Consider the following 18,764-nt stretch of genomic DNA (forward strand, 5'->3'; position numbering starts at 1 on the left):
TCGGGGTAGGCTCCCGGGGGTCGAAAGGAGTGACCTGCGATGACGACGCCCGCGAACAACGGCCCGGACGGTGGGGCGAACAAGCCCGAGGACGACGATCCGTTCGGCTATCTCTACGCGGACGGCCAGGCTGCCGGAGCCACCCCGCCCACGTCGGGCGGCGGGTACGGCTACCCCGGTGCGTCGGTCGGCGGTCACCCCGGTGCACAGCCCGGTGTCCCCCGTACCTCGCACCACCAGGTGCGTACGGTCGGTGACCGGAGGAACGGCGGCCAGCGCGGCCCCGTCCCCCAGCAGCAGGGCCCCGGCTACCAGGCCCAGTACCAGGCCCCCGAGGCGCTCCAGGCGGGCGGCTACGGCGTGCCGCAGCAGCCTCAGCCGCAGCACCAGACCCAGACGCCCGGGTCGGCCGGAAGCCACGGCGGGCACGGTGGGCACGGCGGGGGCTCCTCCAGCCGCCGCGGTCTGCTGATCGCCGCCGTCGCGGTGGTCGGCGCGGTCGCGATCGGCATCGGCGCGGCCCTCGCCTTCGGTGACAAGAACAAGCCCGTGGACAAGGGCCAGGACACCGCCACCGGCAACCAGCAGTCGGCGGCCCCGAAGGACCCGGCCGGCCCCACCCAGAGCGCGCAGCCCTCGCAGGCCCCGCTGCCGAAGGGCGAGGCGGCGGGGGCGGGCATGGTGCTGACCGGCGGCGCGAAGCTGGACAGCACGGTGCCCGGTTCGAAGAGCTCGGGCGGGCAGTACGTCGCGGGCTTCAACCAGACCGGTGCGGCGCTCACCTGGACGGTGGAGGTCCCGGAGGCGGGCGACTACACGCTGTTCGTCAACTACGGCGTCCCCGGCAAGGACGGCAAGGCGACCCTCACGGTCAACGGGCAGACCCCGACCCAGGGGCTGAACCTCGCGAACTTCGCCAAGGCGGCGGACGGCGCCTGGGACAAGGGCTGGACGCGCACCTACGCGTGGATCACGCTCAAGAAGGGTTCGAACTCGATGAAGATCTCGTGCGAGCCCGGCAACCAGTGCGACGTGATCTTCGACCAGCTGGAGCTGGCCTCGGGCCACACCAAGCGCTGACCGTGCCCCGCCGAACGCTTCCGGCCCCGCCGCACCTGCGGCGGGGCCGGAAGCGTTCGAGGTGGCGGCCCGACAGCCGCAGTGGACCCAGCCGGCCGACCGTTGAGACGTCGTCAAACGTGCATACGTGACAGTGCGAAACGCAGTCATCCAGGCGTTCGGGGTGCGCGTTCAGCGACTCGGCCGCGCGGGCGCCCGGTCGGCCCGCCCGGCGGACGGGTCAGCCGCCGCTGGTGACGCGCACGCTCCGGCGCAGCTCCTCGTAGACGCCGGCGTCGAACTCTCCCGCCACCGGGGCCAGCACCGCGGCCGCCGAGAGGGCCACCGCGCGGGTGAGGCGGTCCGGCCAGTCCAGGCCCTCCGTCAGGGCGGAGAGCAGACCGGCGACGACGGAGTCGCCGGCTCCGGTGGGGTTGCCGGAGAGCGGGCGCGGAGGGGCCGCCTGCCAGGTGCCCTGGGCGGTCGCGGCCAGCAGGCCGGCCGGTCCCAGTGAGGTGACCACGGCGTGCGCGCCGCGGCGGCGGGCGTCGCGGCTGGCGGGGAGCGGGTCGCGGGAGCCGGTCAGCTCGGCCAGTTCGACGGTGTTCGGCTTGATGATCTCGGGGCGGGCGGCGACCCCACGGCGCAGGGCCTCGCCGCTGGTGTCCAGGAGGACGGGGACGCCGGCCGCGCGGGCCGCCCGTACGAGTACCGCGTACGCGCCCACGGGGACGCCCGGCGGGAGGCTGCCGCACAGGGCCACCGCCCGCGCCCCGGCCACGAGCTCTTCGTAGTGCGCGAGGAACCGCGCCCACTCGTCGGGCGTGATCAGCGGGCCCGGCTCGTTGAACTGGGTGGTGTCGCCGGAGGCTTCGTCGACCACGGCCAGGGTGCGGCGGGATGCGCCCTCGCAGGGCAGCAGTGCGTCCACCACCCCGGGCGAGGCGGCCAGCGTGTCCCGTACGACGGAGCCGACCGGCCCGCCGGCGAAGCCCGTCGCCGTGACCTCGTGGCCGAGCGCGGCCAGGACGCGGGCGACGTTGAGCCCCTTGCCGCCGGGCCGTTCGCTGACGGCTGTGACCCGGTGCGAGGCGTGCGGGAGCAGCCGCGGCACGCGGTAGGTGACGTCGAGTGCGGTGTTGAGCGTCACGGTCAGGATCATGGGCACCCCCGGGTCTGTTGCTGCCGGGATCATGCCAAACACGAGGCGGTCGGCCCAGTCCTACGGGCCGACCGCCTCGTTCCGTCCAGCCGCATGGCCGTCAGGCGGGCCTTCGGAAGGCGGGGCTGACGACCCATTCGCCGCGTCGCATGACGCCCTTGAGGTCGAAGGCGGCGTCCAGAACGACGAGGTCGGCGTACTTGCCGGGCTCCAGCGAGCCGATTTCGTCGTACAGGCCGATCAGCTTGGCCGGGTTGGCGGAGATCGCCTGGACCACGGATTCCACCGGCAGTTCGTCGAGGGTCACCGAGCGCTTGAACGCGGTGTCCAGGGTGAGCGTCGAGCCGGCGATGGAGCCGCCCTCGACGAGCCGGGCCACACCGCTCTTGACCTCCACCTCCAGCGGGCCGAGGTGGTAGGTCCCGTCGCCGAAACCGGCCGCGTCCATGGCGTCGGTGATCAGTGCCACGCGGTGCGCGCCTGCGTGGTGGAAGGCCAGTTCGAGGGCGGCCGGGTGCAGGTGGGTGCCGTCGTTGATGAGCTCGACGGTGATCCGCTCGTCCTCCAGGAGGGCGGCGATCGGGCCGGGTTCGCGGTGCGCGAGCGCGGGCATCGCGTTGAAGAGGTGGGTGGCCACGGTCGCGCCCGCGTCGATGGCGGCGCGCGTCTGCTCGTACGAGGCGTCGGTGTGCCCGATCGCGGCGATGACCCCGTGTTCGGCCAGCAGCCGTACCGAGTCCAGGCCGCCCGGCAGTTCGGTGGCCAGGGTGACCATGCGGGCGGTGCCGTGGGCCGCGTCGACGAGCTTGCGGACCTCGGCCGGGTCGGGGTCGCGGAGCAGGTCCTCCTTGTGGGCACCCTTGCGGCAGGGGTTGATGAACGGCCCCTCGAAGTGGATGCCGGCGATCTCGCCCGCTTGCGTCAGTTCGGCCAGCAGCCCGGCCCGGCGGGCCAGTTCGTCCAGGTCCCCGGTGACGGTGGAGGCGACCAGGGTGGTGGTGCCGTGCGCGCGGTGGGTGCGTACGCCCCGGAGCACGTCCTCGGTGGTGCCCGAGGTGAACGAGGCGCCGCCGCCGCCGTGGTTGTGGATGTCGACGAATCCGGGGACGATCCAGTGCCCGGTCAGGTCGACGATCTCCGCGTCCTCCCGGGCGCTGCCGGCGATGCGGGCGCCCTCGACGATGACCCGGCCGCCCGCCACGGTCCCGGTGGGGAGTACCACCCTGGCGCCGGAGAGAACAGTGCTGTGTGCGCTTCCGGACATCAGGCCGGTACCTCCGTGGCGAGTAGGTCCCAGGCGAGCAGCCCTGCGCCCAGGCAGCCGGCGGTGTCCCCGAGGGCCGCCGGCACGATGTGGGGGAGCCGCTGGAACGTCACGCGCTCCTCCACGGCCTTCCGTAGTGGTGTGAACAAGGTTTCCCCCGCCTCGGCGAGTCCGCCACCGATGATCAGCGTGCGCGGGTCCAGCAGGGTGATCGCGGTGACCAGCCCGTCGGCGAGGGCTCCCACGGCGGCCAGCCAGACCTCTCGGGCGCGCGCGTCACCGGATGCGACCGCTCTGGCGCAGTCGGCGGCGTCGGCTCCGGGGTCGCCGGAGGCGGCCGCCCAGGCGCGGCTGACGGCGGCGGCGGAGGCGAGGGTCTCCAGGCACCCGCGCTGGCCGCAGCCGCAGTCGGGGCCGCCGGGGCGGACCACGATGTGCCCGATCTCGCCCGCGTACCCGTGGGCGCCGGCCTCGATGCGGCCGGCGATGCCGATGGCGCCGGCGATGCCGGTGCCGAGCGGGACGAAGAGGAAGCGGTCGGCGCCTCGGCCGGCGCCGATGCGGCCCTCGGCGAGTCCGCCCGTGCGCACGTCGTGGCCGAGGGCCACGGGGATGCCGCCGAGCCGCCCGGTGAGCAGCGCGCGCAGCGGGACGTCGCGCCAGCCGAGGTTCGCCGCGTAGACGGCGGTGCCGCTGTCGGCGTCGACGATGCCCGGGACGGCGACGCCGGCGGCCGAGGCGGCCCGTCCGAAGCGTTCCCGGCCGGTGGCGAGGAGCTCGCAGGCGAAGTCCTGGATCGTCTCGACGACGGCGTCGGGGCCCCGCTCGCGGCCGGTGGCGCGGCGCGCCTCGTGCAGCAGGGTGCCGTCGTCGGCGACGAGGGCGGCCTTCATCCCGGTGCCGCCCACATCGAGGGCGATGACGTGTTTCACGGGTTTCACAGAGACAGTCTCGCGTGCTCGGCGGGGAAAGGTCTAGTCCATTGGGGGGGATTGTTGAGTGGCCATACAAATCGGGCGCCCTGGTGGGGGGCCTGATGTGGACGAGCCGCCAAAGTGGTGTAGACCTTACGTGGATCGTACGTACAACAAGGGGTGGATCGATACCTGTGAAGGGCCGTTACCAGAGCCTGGCCGCGTCCGGCGCCGCGCTGTGCCTGACCGCCGTCACGCTGACGGGCTGCGGAGCCATCGGCGGACTCACCGGAGACAACGAGGTGACCCTGCGGGTCGTGGCGGCCGATTACGGGGACACTCCGCAGAACTCCTCGGCCGGCTACTGGAAGGGCCTCGCCGAGGGCTTCCAGAAGGACCACCCCGGCGTCAAGGTCGAGGTCAACGTCTACTCGTGGTCCGAGGTCGACGCCAAGGTCGCCGAGATGGTCAAGGCCGGCAAGGCGCCCGACATCGCCCAGATCGGCGCCTACGCCGACTACGCCGCCGCCGGCAAGCTGTACTCCACGGCCGAGCTGCTCTCGGTGAAGACCGAGGCCGACTTCCTCGCGCCGCTCGCGGACGCCGGGAAGGTCAAGCAGACCCAGTACGGCATGCCCTTCGTCTCCAGCACCCGGCTGCTCTTCTACAACGAGAAGCTGCTGGCCGACGCCGGAGTGATCGGCAAGGACGGCAAGGGCTGGCAGCCCAGGAGCTGGGCCGACCTGGAGGCCGCGGCGAAGAAGCTCAAGGCCGCGGGCGTGCCCGTCCCCTTCGCGCTGCCGCTGGGCCGCGAAGAGGCGCAGGCCGAGACGATGATGTGGATGCTTGCGGGCGGTGGCGGCTACACCGACAACGAGGAGGGCTACGCCATCGACTCCGCCGACAACGTCAAGTCGCTGGAGTTCCTCCGGGACAAGATGGTCGGCCAGCAGCTCGTCGGGCCCGTCGAGCCCGGCAAGCTGGACCGCCAGGCCGCATTCGAGGCCTTCACCAAGGGCGAGGTCGGCATGCTCAACGGCCACCCGACGCTGATGAAGCAGGCCGAGGCCAAGGGCGTGAAGTTCGGCATGGTGCCGCTGCCGACCTCCGACGGCTCCCCGCAGCCGGCGATGGGCGTCGCCGACTGGGTCATGGCCTTCAAGAACGGCCACCGCGAGCAGTCCGGCGCCTTCCTGGACTACCTGTACCAGCCGGAGAACGTGACGGCCTTCACCGAGAAGTACGACCTGTTGCCCGCCACCACCACCGGCTTCCAGGCGAAGCAGGCCGCCACCGGCCCCGCGGCCCAGCTCAGGCCCTTCCTGACGGCGCTGCCCGGCTCGCGGCTCTACCCGGTCGGCAAGAAGTCCTGGGCGGGCGTCAGCGAGGACATCAAGCAGAAGATCGGCACGGCCGTCCAGCCCGGCGGACAGCCCGCCAAGGTGCTGGAGGAGATCGCCACCGCGGCGCGCGCCGCGGACAAGGGCTGATCCGGGGGACGCCGCCGTCTGTCGGACGGCGGCGTTAATCTGGCCGTATGACGGACGACGGGCAGCTGACGGCCACGGAGGCCGCGGTGCTCGCGTACGAGGGACGCACCTGGCCGGGGCCCGGAGCGAAGGAACGGGCCATACGGGAAGGACTGGGGATGACCCCGGTCCGCTACTACCAGTTGCTCAACGCCCTCATGGACGACCCGCGGGCACTGGCCCACGCCCCGGGCACCGTCAACCGGCTGCGAAGGATCCGCGAGGCCCAGCGAGCCCGGCGATAGCCGTAGCCGTGGACCCGCCGGGCCGTTAGGGTCGTGCGTATGGGGAGCCATCCGCACGATCTGCCGATGCCCGTCACCGCAGCCGGACGCGAGGGACTCGAAGCCCTGCTCCGCGCACCCCGCCGGTCCGTGGTCGCCCTGGACTTCGACGGCACCCTCGCCGACATCGTCCCGGACCCGGACCAGGCCCGGGCACATCCCGACGCCGTTCCCGCGCTCTCGGCGCTCGCCCCCGAGGTGGACTCGGTGGCCGTGGTCACCGGGCGGCCGGCAGGCGTCGCCGTACGCTACGGGGGCTTCGCCGGGGTGCCCGGACTGGAACACCTCGTCGTCCTCGGCCACTACGGCGCCGAACGCTGGGACGCCGTGACCGGCATAGTCCACGCCCCCGCCGAGCACCCCGGGGTGGCGGCCGTACGGGCCGAGCTGCCCGGATTCCTGGACTCCATCGGGGCCTGGCGCGGCACCTGGATCGAGGAGAAGGGCCGGGCGCTGGCCGTCCACACCCGGCGTGCCGAGGACCCGGCGGCGGCGTTCGCCGCGCTGCGCGAACCCCTCACGGAGCTGGCCGCCCGGCATGGGCTGATGGTCGAGCCGGGGCGGGCGGTGCTGGAGCTGAGGCCCCCGGGCATGGACAAGGGCGTGGCCCTGACGGAGTTCCTGGCGGAGCGGGACGCGGAGACGGTCCTGTACGCCGGGGACGACCTCGGCGACCTGGCCGCGTACTCGGCCGTCGAGAAGCGGAGGGCCGACGGGCTGCCGGGGCTGCTGGTGTGCAGCGGCTCGGCCGAAGTCCCCGAGCTCGCCGCCCGGGCCGACCTCGTCCTGCCGGGGCCGGCCGCCGTCGCATCGTTCCTGGCTTCCCTGGCCGGCGCCGTCCGCCGCTGACGCTCCGCCGCCCGCCGCTGCCGCTCCGCCCGCCTTCCGCCGCCGGCCCGTCCGCCGTCCGCCGGGCGCGGATCAGTCCAAGGCCGCGAGCTGAGCCTTGAACCAGGCCGACGGAGGGAGGGCCGTCGCGGCGGCGGCCAGGCGCTCGGTGCGCTCCGCACGCTCCGCGTCCGGCAGGGACAGCGCCGCGTGCAGCGCCTCCGCCGTCGCCGACACGTCGTACGGGTTCACCGTCAGCGCGTCCTCGCGGAGCTCCTCGTAGGCCCCCGCGCCCGTGGACAGCACCACCGCGCACCCCGCCTCCGACACCACCGGGATCTCCTTCGCCACCAGGTTCATCCCGTCCCGCACCGGGTTCACCAGCGCCACGTCCGCCATCCGGTAGACCGCCAGCGACCGCGCGAAGTCGTCCTTCACCGACACCAGCACCGGCTGCCAGTCCTCCGTACCGAACTCCGTGTTGATCTCCGCCGCCAGCTCCGAGACGGCCGTCGTGTAGTCCCGGTACACCCTGAGGTCCTGCCGCGACGGGTACGCCGAGGCCAGGTGCACCACCCGGCCGCGCCATTCGGGGCGGACCGTCAGCAGCTCCCGGTAGGCCAGCAGGCCCCGCAGGATGTTCTTCGACAGCTCGGTCCGGTCCACCCGGGCGATGGTCCTGCGTCCCGCGACCTCCGCCCGCAGCTCCGCCAGCTTCGCGTCCACCTCCGGCCGTTGCGCCAGCGCCCGCAGCTCGTCCGCGTCCACGCCCAGCGGGAAGACGGCCACCCGCCGCTCGGCGTCCGCGTGCGCGGCGTCCGCGAAGGCGTCGGCCCAGACCCGGGTGTGGAAGCCGACGACGTCCGCACCGAGCATCCCCCGCACCAGCTCCTCCCTGACGTCGGCCGGGAGCATGTCCAGGAACTCCCGCGAGGCCCACGGCGTGTGCGTGAAGTGCGCGATCCGCAGATCCGGTCGCAGTTCCCGCAACCGGCCCGGCACCAGCGCCAGGTGGTAGTCCTGGACCAGCACGCGGGCCCCCTGCGCCGCCTCCTCGGCGAGGGCGCGCGCGAAGGCCTCGTTGTACGCGACGTAACCCCCCCAGCGGCGGCGGAACTCCGCGTCGAAGACCGGTTCGCGCGGCACGTCGTAGAGGTGGTGGTGGGTGAACCACAGCACCGAATTCGCGATGCCGTTGTACGCGTCGTCGTACACCGTGGGATCGATGTCCAGCATCCGGACGCCTGGCTCGGCGACCCCCCGGCGGACCGCCTCCCGGTCCGGCTCCGACAACGCCGCGCAGATCCACAGCGCCCCCGGCTGCTCCGCGAGGGCCGCCGAGAGACCGGAGACGAGTCCGCCCCCGCCGCGCCGGGCGCTGAGCGTGCCGTCGTCGGAGAGGGCGTAGGAGAGCGGGCCGCGGTTGGCCGCGACGAGTACCTGAGAAGCCATGCGCCGAACCTAGCCCGGCCCGCGCTCGCTCAAACGTATGGACACGGTCACGCCACGTGGCGCCGGCCGTACTCCTTCATGCCCACCATCGGCGGCCGCTCCTCGGTGTCCACCGCGTACGTGCGGGGTACGAAGCCCTCCGGCCGCCGCTCGAACTGCGTCAGCTCCGGCCGTACGAGGTGGCCGCGGGAGAGCCGCACCTGGGCCGTGCGGTAGATCGCCGCGGCCATCCTGCCCAGCGCCTGTCCGTCCTGATGGCGGTGGAGCCGTACGCCGACGTCCACCTGGGCCAGCGCGTCCAGCCCGACCGTGTGCAGCGCGTCGACCAGCAGCCCCAGCTCGACGCCGTAGCCGACGGGGAAGGGAAGGCGCTCCAGCAGCGAGCGCCGCACGGCGTACTCGCCGCCCAGCGGCTGGACGAAGCCGGCCAGCTGCGGCCAGTGGAGGTTCAGCAGCGGGCGGGCGACCAGCTCGGTGACCCGCCCGCCCTGGCCCGGTGCCCTGCCGGCGGCGGGCCCGTCGAACTCCGTGCCGAACGGGCGGTCGTACATCGCCTTGACGAACTGCACGCCGGGGTCGGTCAGCAGCGGGCCGACGATTCCGGAGACGAAGGTGGCCGAGAACTCCCGCAGGTCGGCGTCCACGAAGCAGACGACGTCCCCGCTGGTGGCCAGCAGCGAGCGCCACAGCACCTCGCCCTTGCCGGGCAGTGCCGGGATCCTCGGCAGGATCTCGTCGCGGTGCACCACCCGGGCGCCGGCCTTCGCCGCGACCTCGGCGGTCCGGTCGGCCGAGCCGGAGTCGACCACGACCAGTTCGTCGACGAGCGGGAACGGCAGTCCCTCGATCAGCTCACGCCGGATGACCTCGACGATCGCGCCGACCGTCGCCTCCTCGTCCAGCGCGGGCAGCACCACGCTGACCGTGGTCCCGGCCGCCCGTTTGAGGTCGAGCAACTGGTCGAGCGGTCGGTCGGCGGCGGACCAGGAGCGGTCGGCCAGCCAGCGCTCCACCTCTTCCAGCACTCTCAGCACTCCCTGCGTGTCGGTGTTATCAGCCGTTTTGTGATCCATCTCGCGGTTCGGACGGCTGTCTCAACCGCCCGCCCCTTCGGTTACAGTCTTGAACAACGCGAAGGACCACCGCATGCCGGGGTCCCCGCGGACAAACGCACCGGCGCGCCACAGAGCGCGTGTGCCGGTGCCATACCGCTCATCCAGAGGGGCAGAGGGATACGGCCCGTTGAAGCCCCGGCAACCCTCCAGTCGGTTCTCGCGATCGCGCGTCAGCGCTCGTCAGCGAGGTCCCCGGCTAGGGAAGGTGCCAATTCCGTCTCATGGCGAAATGCGCCATGGGGAAGATGAGGAGAAAGGGCCTCGCCATCATGGCTGCACAGACTGTCGCCACCTCTGTCGATCTCGGACCTGCCACCGGCCTTTCCTGTCGTGAGTGCGGTACCCGCTTCGCACTCGATCCCATCTTCGCGTGCGCCGAGTGCTTCGGACCTCTGGAAGTCGCCTACGAGCTGCCGACCGGCGACCCCGAGGCCCTGCGCGCCGCGATCGAGGCCGGCCCGAACAACATCTGGCGCTACGCGCCGCTGCTGCCGGTCCCCGCCGACGTGGCCTCCAAGCCCAGCCTGAACCCCGGCTTCACCAAGCTGGTCGACGCGGCCAACCTGGCCAAGGAGTTGGGCGTCACCGGCAAGCTGTACGTCAAGGACGACTCCGGCAACCCGACGCACTCCTTCAAGGACCGCGTCGTGGCCATCGCCGTCGAGGCCGCCCGCGCCTTCGGCTTCACCACCCTGTCGTGTTCTTCCACCGGCAACCTGGCCGGCGCCGTCGGCGCCGCGGCCGCCCGGGCCGGCTTCCGCTCCTGCGTGTTCATCCCGCACGACCTGGAGCAGGGCAAGGTCGTCATGGCCGGTGTGTACGGCGGCGACCTGGTCGGCATCGAGGGCAACTACGACGACGTCAACCGCTTCTGCTCCGAGCTCATCGGCGACCCGCTGGGCGAGGGCTGGGGCTTCGTCAACGTCAACCTCCGCCCGTACTACGGCGAGGGCTCCAAGACCCTGGCGTATGAGATCTGCGAGCAGCTCGGCTGGCAGCTGCCCGACCAGATCGTCATCCCGATCGCGTCCGGCTCGCAGCTGACGAAGATCGACAAGGGGCTGCAGGAGCTCGTCAGGCTGGGTCTCGTCGAGGACAAGCCGTACAAGATCTTCGGCGCTCAGGCCGAGGGCTGCTCCCCGGTCTCGACCGCCTTCAAGGCCGGTCACGACGTGGTCCGCCCGCAGAAGCCGAACACCATCGCCAAGTCCCTCGCGATCGGCAACCCGGCCGACGGCCCGTACGTCCTGGACATCGCGCGCCGCACCGGCGGCTTCGTGGAGGACGTGACCGACGAGCAGGTCGTCGAGGCCATCAAGATCCTCGCGCAGACCGAGGGCATCTTCGCCGAGACCGCGGGCGGCGTGACCGTCGGCGTGACGAAGAAGCTCATCGAGAACGGGCAGCTGGACCCGGCGCTGACCACCGTCGTCCTCAACACCGGCGACGGCCTCAAGACCCTGGAGGCGGTGGCCGCGGACAGCGGGCAGACCGCCACCATCCGCCCCAGCCTGGACGCGTTCCGCGCCGCCGGCCTGGCCTGACCACCCTCCCTCGTACTACCGGAAAGGCAGTAGCGCCATGAGCGTCAACGTCCGCATCCCCACCATCCTGCGCACCTACACCGGCGGTCAGGCCGAGGTCCCGGCCGAGGGCGCGACCCTCGCCGAGGTCATCGAGTCCCTGGAGAAGAACCACCCGGGCATCGCCGCGCGCGTCCTGGACGACCAGGGCAAGCTCCGACGCTTCGTGAACGTCTACGTCAACGACGACGACGTGCGCTTCGAGGGCGGTCTGGCGGCGGTGACGCCGGACGGCGCCGGCGTGTCGATCATCCCGGCCGTCGCGGGCGGCTGCTGACCCTCCCGGCAAACCGAAATTACCCCCTCCGCTAAAAGCGGAGGGGGTAATTCTGTTTGATTGGGCACGGTAGAGTTGGGGAAGTCCCCTCCGCTGGACTTGCCCGCTGCATATGAACGGGTCGCGTGAGGGTCGACATCGGGTCAATGTGCGGGCGCGGTATGGGGCTTTGGCGAGATATGTCTGGCCCGAGTTGCCCTGGAAGATGCCAAATTTTCACTCTATTTCAATGTTTCTCGGTGTCCAGATTTCTCGTCGGATTGACCTGTTGCAGACAGCACTCGCGCAGATACATTCAGCCTCGGTCGACGCGTTCCGACGCAAGTTCTGACCCGGGAACGCGAAGTGCGTTCCCGCGCAAGGGCCAGTAATAGGGGAGTTAGGCATGGCTCAGGGCACCGTCAAGTGGTTCAACGCGGAGAAGGGCTACGGCTTCATCGCGGTCGACGGTGGTGCGGATGTGTTCGTCCACTACAGCGCCATCCAGATGGACGGGTACCGCACCCTTGAAGAGGGTCAGCGGGTCGAGTTCGAGATCTCGCAGGGCCAGAAGGGTCCGCAGGCGGACATGGTCAAGCTCGCGCTCGGCTAGTCCCGGAGCATCGACCACCGACGCTCGGTCTTCCGTCGAAGACCCGGAAGACCTACGAGGGGCCCACATCCCGTGTCCGGGATGTGGGCCCCTCGCGTGTCCCCCCGTGTGCCCGCGTTCTCCCCGAGGCCGCTTGCGCCCGTCTGTCAGTCGACCGCCACCCCACATCGAGGCTTCTTCGAAGCCGCTTGCGCCCGCCCGTCACCCGACCGCCACCCCACGCCGAGGCTTCTTCGAAGCCGCTTGCACTCTCGGGGGTCGAGTGCTAATCATTGGCGTTAGCACTCTACGAGTGAGAGTGCTACTGAAACGAGGACCGGGTCGGTGAGGCCCGCAGGGTCCGGTGGGAAGGAACCGCCGGGCATGCAGGCCGTCCGTCGCGGGCGCGGGCGCGGTCCTGGGAGCAATCCACCGCTGTCCGGGAGGACCACTTCAGATGGCCAAGATCATTGCGTTCGACGAGGAGGCCCGCCGCGGCCTCGAGCGTGGGATGAACCAGCTCGCCGACGCCGTCAAGGTCACCCTTGGCCCCAAGGGTCGCAACGTCGTCCTTGAGAAGAAGTGGGGCGCCCCCACGATCACCAACGATGGTGTTTCCATCGCCAAGGAGATCGAGCTCGAGGACCCGTACGAGAAGATCGGCGCCGAGCTGGTCAAGGAAGTCGCCAAGAAGACGGACGACGTCGCCGGCGACGGCACGACCACCGCCACCGTCCTGGCCCAGGCGCTCGTCCGCGAGGGCCTGCGCAACGTGGCCGCCGGCGCCAACCCGATGGCCCTCAAGCGTGGTATCGAGAAGGCCGTCGAGGCCGTCTCCGCCGCCCTGCTCGCCCAGGCCAAGGATGTCGAGACCAAGGAGCAGATCGCCTCCACGGCCTCCATCTCCGCCGCCGACACCCAGATCGGCGAGCTCATCGCCGAGGCCATGGACAAGGTCGGCAAGGAAGGCGTCATCACCGTCGAGGAGTCCCAGACCTTCGGTCTGGAGCTGGAGCTCACCGAGGGCATGCGCTTCGACAAGGGCTACATCTCGGCGTACTTCGCCACCGACATGGAGCGTATGGAGTCGGCTCTCGACGACCCGTACATCCTGATCGTCAACTCCAAGATCGGCTCGGTCAAGGACCTGCTGCCGCTCCTGGAGAAGGTCATGCAGTCCGGCAAGCCGCTGCTGATCATCGCCGAGGACGTCGAGGGCGAGGCCCTGTCGACCCTGGTCGTCAACAAGATCCGCGGCACCTTCAAGTCCGTCGCCGTCAAGGCCCCGGGCTTCGGCGACCGCCGCAAGGCCATGCTCGGTGACATCGCCATCCTCACGGGCGGCACGGTCATCTCCGAGGAGGTCGGCCTCAAGCTGGAGAACGCCGGTCTCGACCTGCTCGGCCGCGCCCGCAAGGTCGTCATCACCAAGGACGAGACCACCATCGTCGACGGTGCCGGTGACAGCGACCAGGTCGCCGGTCGTGTGAACCAGATCCGCGCCGAGATCGAGAACTCCGACTCGGACTACGACCGCGAGAAGCTCCAGGAGCGCCTCGCGAAGCTGGCCGGCGGCGTGGCCGTCATCAAGGCCGGTGCCGCGACCGAGGTCGAGCTCAAGGAGCGCAAGCACCGCATCGAGGACGCCGTTCGCAACGCGAAGGCGGCCGTCGAGGAGGGCATCGTCGCCGGTGGTGGCGTGGCCCTGCTGCAGGCCTCCGCGGTCTTCGAGAAGCTGGAGCTCGATGGTGACGAGGCGACCGGCGCCAACGCCGTGAAGCTCGCCCTGGAGGCCCCGCTGAAGCAGATCGCCGTCAACGGTGGTCTTGAGGGTGGCGTCGTCGTCGAGAAGGTGCGCAACCTTCCGATCGGTCACGGCCTGAACGCCGCGTCCGGCGAGTACGTCGACATGATCGCCGAGGGCATCATCGACCCGGCGAAGGTCACGCGCTCCGCGCTGCAGAACGCCGCGTCGATCGCCGCGCTGTTCCTGACCACCGAGGCCGTCATCGCCGACAAGCCGGAGAAGGCCGCTGCCGCTCCGGCCGGCATGCCGGGCGGTGACATGGACTTCTGATCGGCCTGCTGGTCGATCGGCTGTTCTCGAACGAGGGCGGCACCCCGACGGGGGTGCCGCCCTCGGGCGTTCCCGGCCGGGACGGTCGGGACGTGGTGTCGAGCGTGAGGTCGAACGGCGCGGGGATGCGCAGCGGCTCGCCGAAGGACACCGTCGTGCGGGCGCGGGCCCCGCCCGGCCCTGGGGGCGCTCCCCTTCGACCGGGTGGCTAAAACCGCTGGCCGGGGTGGGCGGGAGCGTGTGAACGTACGGCCATGGGGAACTCCGTCACACATCCCGTGCCGCACACCGCCGATCCCGCCGGGACGTACGCGAAGGTGCGCCGCCCGTCGGCACCGCCGCCCCGGCGCGACGGGCAGGGATGAGGACGGGGTGGGGAGTTCGCGGGCCTATCCCGTGTTCCGGACCGATGACCTCGGGGAGGCCCACCGCCGGGCCCGGCTGCTGTGCGCGCGGATGAGGCCGCTCGACCCGGAGATGTGGCTGTGCGCGCGGACGGAGACCGTCGCCGAGGCCCGGGGGATGGCGGCGCTGCTGCCGGCCGGCATGTTCGATCCGTCGGACTACTGGGCGGCGGCGGACACCTGGTACCTGGGTGCCGAACTGCCGGGCGACGACCGGGAACTGGCTGCGGCGCTGCCGTTGACGGTCGACGCGTACGCGGCTCCCGGCCCGGTGGAAGCGAAGTTCCTGCGGGTGTTGCGCGGCGGGGCGGCCACGATGCTGTGGCGGGGGGCCTGGCCGGAGGTGCCCGGAATACCGTCCGCGTGCGCCGACCCGACGGACCAGCGGGTGGAGCTGGACCTCAACGAGGCGCATCCCGACGGGCGGCACACGCTCTACGTGCACTTCCGGTCCGCCGACGAGGTGGGCGCCGCCCATCTCGCGGCCCTCGTCGGCGGGGCGGTGCTCGGTCCCGTTCAGGTGGGGCGCTGAGGGGCGGGCGGGTGATCCGGCCGGAGCCGTTCGGCATGCGGGCGGGCCCGGCCCCGGCCCCCCGGGGACGCATAGGCTGGGAGCATGGCTGACCTCTTCGTCAAGATCTGCGGGCTCAGGACCGCGCCGGACGTCGACGCCGCGGTGGCGGCCGGGGCCGACGCCGTCGGCTTCGTGTTCGCACCCGGCAGTCCCCGTACGGTCGACGCCGCCACCGCGCGCGAGCTGGCGGCCCGGGTGCCGGACACGGTGCTGACCGTCGGGGTGTTCCGCGGCCAGTCCGTCGAGGAGGTGCGCCGCTTCGCCGCGGAGAGCGGCGTACGGGGCGTGCAGCTGCACGGCGAGGAGGGCCCCGAGGACTTCGCGGCACTGCGCGCCGAGGGCCGCGTCCTGCTGCGGGCCACCGCGGGGCGCGTGCAGCGCTGTGGTGAGTACGGCGAGGACCTGCTGCTGCTCGACGCCCCCGATCCGGGCTCCGGCAAGCCGTGGAACTGGGGCTCGGCGGACTTCACCGCGCCCGAGGGGCGCTGGCTGCTGGCCGGCGGGCTGAACCCGGGCAACGTGCGCGAGGCGCTCGCGGCCACCGGGGCGTGGGGCGTGGACGTCTCCAGCGGGGTGGAGCGGGAACGCGGAGTGAAGTCGCCGGACCTGATCCGGGCCTTCGTCGGGGCGGCCCGCGGTTAGGGCCTGTCCGGCGGATCGCGGCCGGCGCCCCGGGTCGTGTGCGCGCCGGCGGTGGCAACACCACCGGGTGTTGCCATCTCCCTCTGTGCGGCGGCGCATGGGATGCGGCGGACGGGGCACCCGGGCGGTGAGGACGATCCGTCGTTCAGGAGGTGGCAGCGGTGCGCCGTACGCAGGTGCTCGACGTCTTTCCCGCCGGTGATCCCTACGGCAGCCGGCCCGCCGAGGAGTGCGCGGCCCGCTGCCGGGAGCGCGGCCTGCGGGTGACCGTCGTCATGGACCTCGACCGGGACGCCTTCCTCGTCGTGTCCCTCGATGCGGACGCGGACGGGGACGCGGACGGGGAGGCGCCGCGGAAGGCGGCGTGAGGCCCCTCGTCAGGAGGCCGCGCGCCAGACCGTCATGTCGGCCCTGATCCAGCTGGGGTCCTTCGACAGGCCCGGGGCCGACTTGATGCCGATGACGAACAGCGCGATGTCACCCGAGGGGTGTTTGACGCAGACCTCGCTGCCGGCCGCCATGACGTGCAGCGTCAGACTGTTCTGCCGCGCGAACTCCAGCTCCTCGCGGCAGGTTTCGAGGTTCCCGGTGCCCGCCTTCCGGGGCATGGAGAACACGCTCGTGTCGCTCTCCATCGTGCAGCCGCTGGCCAGCCCGCACTTCATGCGGATGTCGCCCGTGCGGTCGCCGTCCTCGTGCTGGACGGGTTCGTCGAAGCTGATCGAGTTCTTCTCGTTCAGCTCCAGCCCCGGATAGGGGATCGGCCTGGGCGGCTGGGACGCGCTCGGCGTCGGAGTGGGCGTGGGGGCGGCGGCCCCGGTCGGCAGCGTCGGGCCGGACGACCTGGCCGCGGCCGCCTCGCGTTCGGCCGCCCGGTCCGTCACGTCCATGAGCTTCCAGCCCAGGCCTCCCAGGGTCAGCGCACCCGTCACCGCCGCCACGGCGGCGACCCGCGCGGTTCGCCGCCGCTTGAGCCCGGTGCCCCCCGTTGTCGGCACGGCCACCGCGGCCGGCGTCGCCGCGGATGCCGGCGGGACGGCTCCCGCCGGGGCCGCCGTCGCGTGTCCGGTGCCTCCCGGAGCCGAGCTCCCCGGGGCCGTTCCGCCCGGGGTGGCGCCTGCCGCGGCGGGCCGTGGGACCGGTGTCGGTACCTCCTCGTCCAGGCCGGCCACCTCCCGCCAGACGGCCGGGCCGCCGCCCGCGGCCTCCTCGCCCAGATACGCGCGGCACCAGGCCAGGATCTCCGCCGGGGTGGCCCGCTCCTCCGGTTCGGTGGCCAGGCACAGCGCGAACAGCGGACGCAGCGGCTCCGGCAGTCCGGTCAGGTCGGGTTTCGAGTGCACGATCCGGAACAGCACGGTCATGGACGGCCCGTCCCCGTACAGCGGTTTGCCCAGCGCCGCGAACGCCGCGGTCTGCCCCAGCGCGAAGACGTCGGTGGCCGGTGTGGTCTCGCCCGCCAGCCCCTGCTCGGGGGCCATGTACTGGGGTGTGCCGATGGTGCTTCCCGTGGCGGTGGCCGTCAGGCCGGAGGCCTGCGAGATCCCGAAGTCGATGACCCGGGGCCCGTCGGCGGCCAGCAGCACGTTCGACGGCTTCAGATCCCGGTGCACGATGCCCGCACCGTGGACGGCCACGAGGGCTTCGGCCACGCCCGCCATCAGCCACACCACCGCGGCGTCCGGCAGCGGCCCGCGCCGGGCGACGGCGTCCGACAGGGAGGGACCGGGCACGTACACGGTGGCCAGCCAGGGCGGTGTCGCCCCGGGGTCGGCGTCGATCAGCTCGGCGGTGTACGCACCCCGGACCCGCCGGGCGGCCTCCACCTCCCGGCGGAAGCGCCGCCGGAAGGTCGGGTCCTCGGCCAGATCGGGATGGACCACCTTGATCGCGACGGGGCGGCCGCCCCGGGTGTGCGACAGGTAGACACGGCCCATGCCGCCCGACCCGAGCCGCGCGGCGAGCCGGTAGCCGCCGACGGTCTGCGGATCGTCGGCCCGCAGCGGCTGGAACACATCGGTCGCACTGTTCATCGGTCTCCCCCCGACCCCCCCGGTGACCAACCGGTGGGTTGATCCACGCAACCCTAAGCGCCGGGCGGGTGCGCGAGGGTGCCGGGGAGCCGTCCGCCGCGGCCGCCCTCCGGTCAGCCGGCCGCGCCGGACGGGGACACGCCGCCGTCCTCCCAGACGGACTCCACCCCCGGAAAGCCGCGCAGGGCGGCGACCTGGCCGGGGTTGAGCCGGGCGGCGAAGCCGCGCAGCGCGGTGCGGTAGACGTGGTCGGGGGAGGCCCCGACCATCCGGGCCACCGCCGCCGGATCGACGTCCTGGCGCACGGTGACGATGTACGGGGCTTCGTCGGCGGGGGCCGCACGGGCCACGGGCCCGGCCGGCGCGGCGGTAGCCGCGGCCACGGGCAGGGCGGTGGCGGCGGCCGGCGCGGCGGCGGCCGCGGCCACGTGCAGGGCTCGGCCCGCTCGGCTCAGGAGGATGCGCATGGGGCGAGGCCATCACGGGCCGCGGTGCCGGTCAACGAAGCCCGGGGGTGTGGCGGGCGCACGGCCGGCGCACCGGCCGTGCCGTGGTGACGGTCCGGCGGGCCGATCGGCCGGGTGGGGGCAGCGGTTCAAGCCGCGCCGGACCACCGCCCGATGCATGGAGTGGCCGCTCCCGCGGAGGTGTTCGACGCCGCGGGCGCGGCTCACCCATGCCGCTTCCACCCCACACCCCGCAAGGGAGCCCGTTTCATGCGCCTGCTCGCCCGCCTCGCCACCGCCGCCCTGCTCGCCGTCACCCCGGTGGCGGCCGGTACGGCACGTCACCGGCGTGGCCGCCCTCTACAAGGCGGCGCACCCCGACGCCCGCCCGGCCGAGGTGGCGAACTTCCTGAAGAACGAGGCCACCGAGGACGTCATCCAGAACCTCAGCGACAACGGCCCCGACAAGCTGCTCTTCACCGGCGGCCTGTGACCGGTCCGCGCTGACCGGTCCGCGCTGACCGGGACCCGCTGACCGCCCCCCGGCGGC

19 protein-coding genes and 1 riboswitch are annotated in these 18,764 nt (G+C 72.4%); of the genes, 12 read left to right on the forward strand and 7 right to left on the reverse strand.

Going from position 1 to position 18,764, the window contains the following annotated elements; all coding sequences use genetic code 11:
• Window positions 1-39: 39 nt before the first annotated feature.
• Complete coding sequence (locus AW27_RS18510; RefSeq protein ID WP_037924725.1) at window positions 40-1,080, forward strand: CBM35 domain-containing protein; 1,041 nt, start codon at window positions 40-42, stop codon at window positions 1,078-1,080.
• Between the two features lie 220 nt (window positions 1,081-1,300).
• On the opposite strand, the gene AW27_RS18515 is transcribed toward AW27_RS18510, so the two are convergent.
• The 3 genes from AW27_RS18515 to AW27_RS18525 form a co-directional block, all read right to left on the reverse strand.
• Window positions 1,301-2,221 carry a 1-phosphofructokinase family hexose kinase gene (locus tag AW27_RS18515; RefSeq protein WP_037924726.1) on the reverse strand — a complete coding sequence of 307 codons (921 nt, stop codon included), beginning with the start codon at window positions 2,219-2,221 and terminating at the stop codon, window positions 1,301-1,303.
• A gap of 100 nt (window positions 2,222-2,321) precedes the next feature.
• Window positions 2,322-3,485 carry an N-acetylglucosamine-6-phosphate deacetylase gene (gene nagA, locus AW27_RS18520; protein WP_037924727.1) on the reverse strand — a complete coding sequence of 388 codons (1,164 nt, stop codon included), beginning with the start codon at window positions 3,483-3,485 and terminating at the stop codon, window positions 2,322-2,324.
• A complete protein-coding gene (locus tag AW27_RS18525; protein WP_037925383.1) occupies window positions 3,485-4,417 on the reverse strand; it encodes an ROK family protein in 933 nt (310 codons plus the stop codon). The genes nagA and AW27_RS18525 overlap by 1 nt, the downstream gene beginning before the upstream one ends.
• A gap of 176 nt (window positions 4,418-4,593) precedes the next feature.
• Here AW27_RS18525 and AW27_RS18530 point away from each other — a divergent pair, with 176 nt between their 5' ends.
• Genes AW27_RS18530 through otsB form a run of 3 tightly spaced genes read left to right on the forward strand, consistent with a single transcriptional unit; the run spans window position 4,594 to window position 7,061 of the window.
• Entirely contained in the window at window positions 4,594-5,889 is a 1,296-nt protein-coding gene (locus tag AW27_RS18530) for an extracellular solute-binding protein (protein ID WP_236647728.1), read from the forward strand.
• 47 nt (window positions 5,890-5,936) lie between these two features.
• Window positions 5,937-6,173: a DUF3263 domain-containing protein gene (locus AW27_RS18535; RefSeq protein WP_037924728.1), complete on the forward strand. Its 237-nt coding sequence runs from the start codon at window positions 5,937-5,939 to the stop codon at window positions 6,171-6,173.
• Window positions 6,174-6,212: 39 nt separating this feature from the next.
• A complete protein-coding gene (otsB, locus tag AW27_RS18540; protein WP_037924729.1) occupies window positions 6,213-7,061 on the forward strand; it encodes a trehalose-phosphatase in 849 nt (282 codons plus the stop codon).
• 72 nt (window positions 7,062-7,133) lie between these two features.
• Here the strand turns inward: otsB and AW27_RS18545 are convergent, their stop codons facing one another.
• Both AW27_RS18545 and AW27_RS18550 read right to left on the reverse strand, forming a co-directional pair.
• Window positions 7,134-8,492, reverse strand: a complete 1,359-nt coding sequence (locus AW27_RS18545) for an alpha,alpha-trehalose-phosphate synthase (UDP-forming) (RefSeq protein WP_037924730.1) — start codon at window positions 8,490-8,492, stop codon at window positions 7,134-7,136.
• Window positions 8,493-8,539: 47 nt separating this feature from the next.
• Window positions 8,540-9,517, reverse strand: a complete 978-nt coding sequence (locus tag AW27_RS18550; protein ID WP_037924731.1) for a glucosyl-3-phosphoglycerate synthase — start codon at window positions 9,515-9,517, stop codon at window positions 8,540-8,542.
• A 184-nt stretch (window positions 9,518-9,701) separates the two neighbouring features.
• Window positions 9,702-9,859: riboswitch (SAM riboswitch) on the forward strand.
• Between AW27_RS18550 and thrC the strand changes: the two genes are divergently transcribed.
• The 7 genes from thrC to AW27_RS18585 all read left to right on the forward strand — a co-directional run bounded on the left by thrC (window position 9,853) and on the right by AW27_RS18585 (window position 16,103).
• The gene (gene thrC, locus AW27_RS18555; protein ID WP_078556803.1) at window positions 9,853-11,151 is read left to right on the forward strand and encodes a threonine synthase; all 1,299 of its coding nucleotides are present in this window, start codon (window positions 9,853-9,855) and stop codon (window positions 11,149-11,151) included. Its footprint overlaps the riboswitch before it by 7 nt.
• A 37-nt stretch (window positions 11,152-11,188) precedes the next feature.
• Window positions 11,189-11,467 (forward strand): MoaD/ThiS family protein, encoded by a 279-nt coding sequence (locus tag AW27_RS18560; protein ID WP_030854668.1) that lies wholly within the window; start codon window positions 11,189-11,191, stop codon window positions 11,465-11,467.
• Between the two features lie 385 nt (window positions 11,468-11,852).
• Complete coding sequence (locus AW27_RS18565) at window positions 11,853-12,059, forward strand: cold-shock protein (protein WP_030009783.1); 207 nt, start codon at window positions 11,853-11,855, stop codon at window positions 12,057-12,059.
• Between the two features lie 436 nt (window positions 12,060-12,495).
• Window positions 12,496-14,115, forward strand: coding sequence for a chaperonin GroEL (groL, locus tag AW27_RS18570; RefSeq protein WP_037924737.1), 1,620 nt, complete (start codon window positions 12,496-12,498; stop codon window positions 14,113-14,115).
• Between the two features lie 396 nt (window positions 14,116-14,511).
• Complete coding sequence (locus tag AW27_RS18575) at window positions 14,512-15,051, forward strand: hypothetical protein (RefSeq protein ID WP_037924738.1); 540 nt, start codon at window positions 14,512-14,514, stop codon at window positions 15,049-15,051.
• Window positions 15,052-15,135: 84 nt separating this feature from the next.
• The gene (locus AW27_RS18580; RefSeq protein ID WP_037924740.1) at window positions 15,136-15,735 is read left to right on the forward strand and encodes a phosphoribosylanthranilate isomerase; all 600 of its coding nucleotides are present in this window, start codon (window positions 15,136-15,138) and stop codon (window positions 15,733-15,735) included.
• Window positions 15,736-15,896: 161 nt separating this feature from the next.
• Window positions 15,897-16,103: a hypothetical protein gene (locus AW27_RS18585; RefSeq protein ID WP_037924742.1), complete on the forward strand. Its 207-nt coding sequence runs from the start codon at window positions 15,897-15,899 to the stop codon at window positions 16,101-16,103.
• A gap of 9 nt (window positions 16,104-16,112) precedes the next feature.
• Here the strand turns inward: AW27_RS18585 and AW27_RS18590 are convergent, their stop codons facing one another.
• Both AW27_RS18590 and AW27_RS18595 read right to left on the reverse strand, forming a co-directional pair.
• A complete protein-coding gene (locus AW27_RS18590; RefSeq protein ID WP_037924745.1) occupies window positions 16,113-17,768 on the reverse strand; it encodes a serine/threonine-protein kinase in 1,656 nt (551 codons plus the stop codon).
• A 113-nt stretch (window positions 17,769-17,881) separates the two neighbouring features.
• On the reverse strand, window positions 17,882-18,235 hold the full coding sequence (locus AW27_RS18595) for a protease inhibitor I9 family protein (protein WP_037924747.1): 354 nt from the start codon (window positions 18,233-18,235) through the stop codon (window positions 17,882-17,884).
• Window positions 18,236-18,563: 328 nt separating this feature from the next.
• Here AW27_RS18595 and AW27_RS18600 point away from each other — a divergent pair, with 328 nt between their 5' ends.
• Window positions 18,564-18,707 carry a hypothetical protein gene (locus tag AW27_RS18600; RefSeq protein WP_157840288.1) on the forward strand — a complete coding sequence of 48 codons (144 nt, stop codon included), beginning with the start codon at window positions 18,564-18,566 and terminating at the stop codon, window positions 18,705-18,707.
• Window positions 18,708-18,764 lie beyond the last annotated feature (57 nt).

Source organism: Streptomyces sp. PCS3-D2 (assembly GCF_000612545.2).
Classification (GTDB): Bacteria; Actinomycetota; Actinomycetes; order Streptomycetales; family Streptomycetaceae; genus Streptomyces.

Coding starts and splice junctions, on each gene's coding strand:
- AW27_RS18510 (WP_037924725.1), top strand. CDS start 40: ATGACGACGCCCGCGAACAACGGCCCGGACGGTGGGGCGAACAAGCCC.
- AW27_RS18515 (WP_037924726.1), bottom strand. CDS start 2,221: ATGATCCTGACCGTGACGCTCAACACCGCACTCGACGTCACCTACCGC.
- nagA (WP_037924727.1), bottom strand. CDS start 3,485: ATGTCCGGAAGCGCACACAGCACTGTTCTCTCCGGCGCCAGGGTGGTA.
- AW27_RS18535 (WP_037924728.1), top strand. CDS start 5,937: ATGACGGACGACGGGCAGCTGACGGCCACGGAGGCCGCGGTGCTCGCG.
- otsB (WP_037924729.1), top strand. CDS start 6,213: ATGGGGAGCCATCCGCACGATCTGCCGATGCCCGTCACCGCAGCCGGA.
- AW27_RS18545 (WP_037924730.1), bottom strand. CDS start 8,492: ATGGCTTCTCAGGTACTCGTCGCGGCCAACCGCGGCCCGCTCTCCTAC.
- thrC (WP_078556803.1), top strand. CDS start 9,853: ATGAGGAGAAAGGGCCTCGCCATCATGGCTGCACAGACTGTCGCCACC.
- AW27_RS18560 (WP_030854668.1), top strand. CDS start 11,189: ATGAGCGTCAACGTCCGCATCCCCACCATCCTGCGCACCTACACCGGC.
- AW27_RS18565 (WP_030009783.1), top strand. CDS start 11,853: ATGGCTCAGGGCACCGTCAAGTGGTTCAACGCGGAGAAGGGCTACGGC.
- groL (WP_037924737.1), top strand. CDS start 12,496: ATGGCCAAGATCATTGCGTTCGACGAGGAGGCCCGCCGCGGCCTCGAG.
- AW27_RS18580 (WP_037924740.1), top strand. CDS start 15,136: ATGGCTGACCTCTTCGTCAAGATCTGCGGGCTCAGGACCGCGCCGGAC.
- AW27_RS18590 (WP_037924745.1), bottom strand. CDS start 17,768: ATGAACAGTGCGACCGATGTGTTCCAGCCGCTGCGGGCCGACGATCCG.
- AW27_RS18595 (WP_037924747.1), bottom strand. CDS start 18,235: ATGCGCATCCTCCTGAGCCGAGCGGGCCGAGCCCTGCACGTGGCCGCG.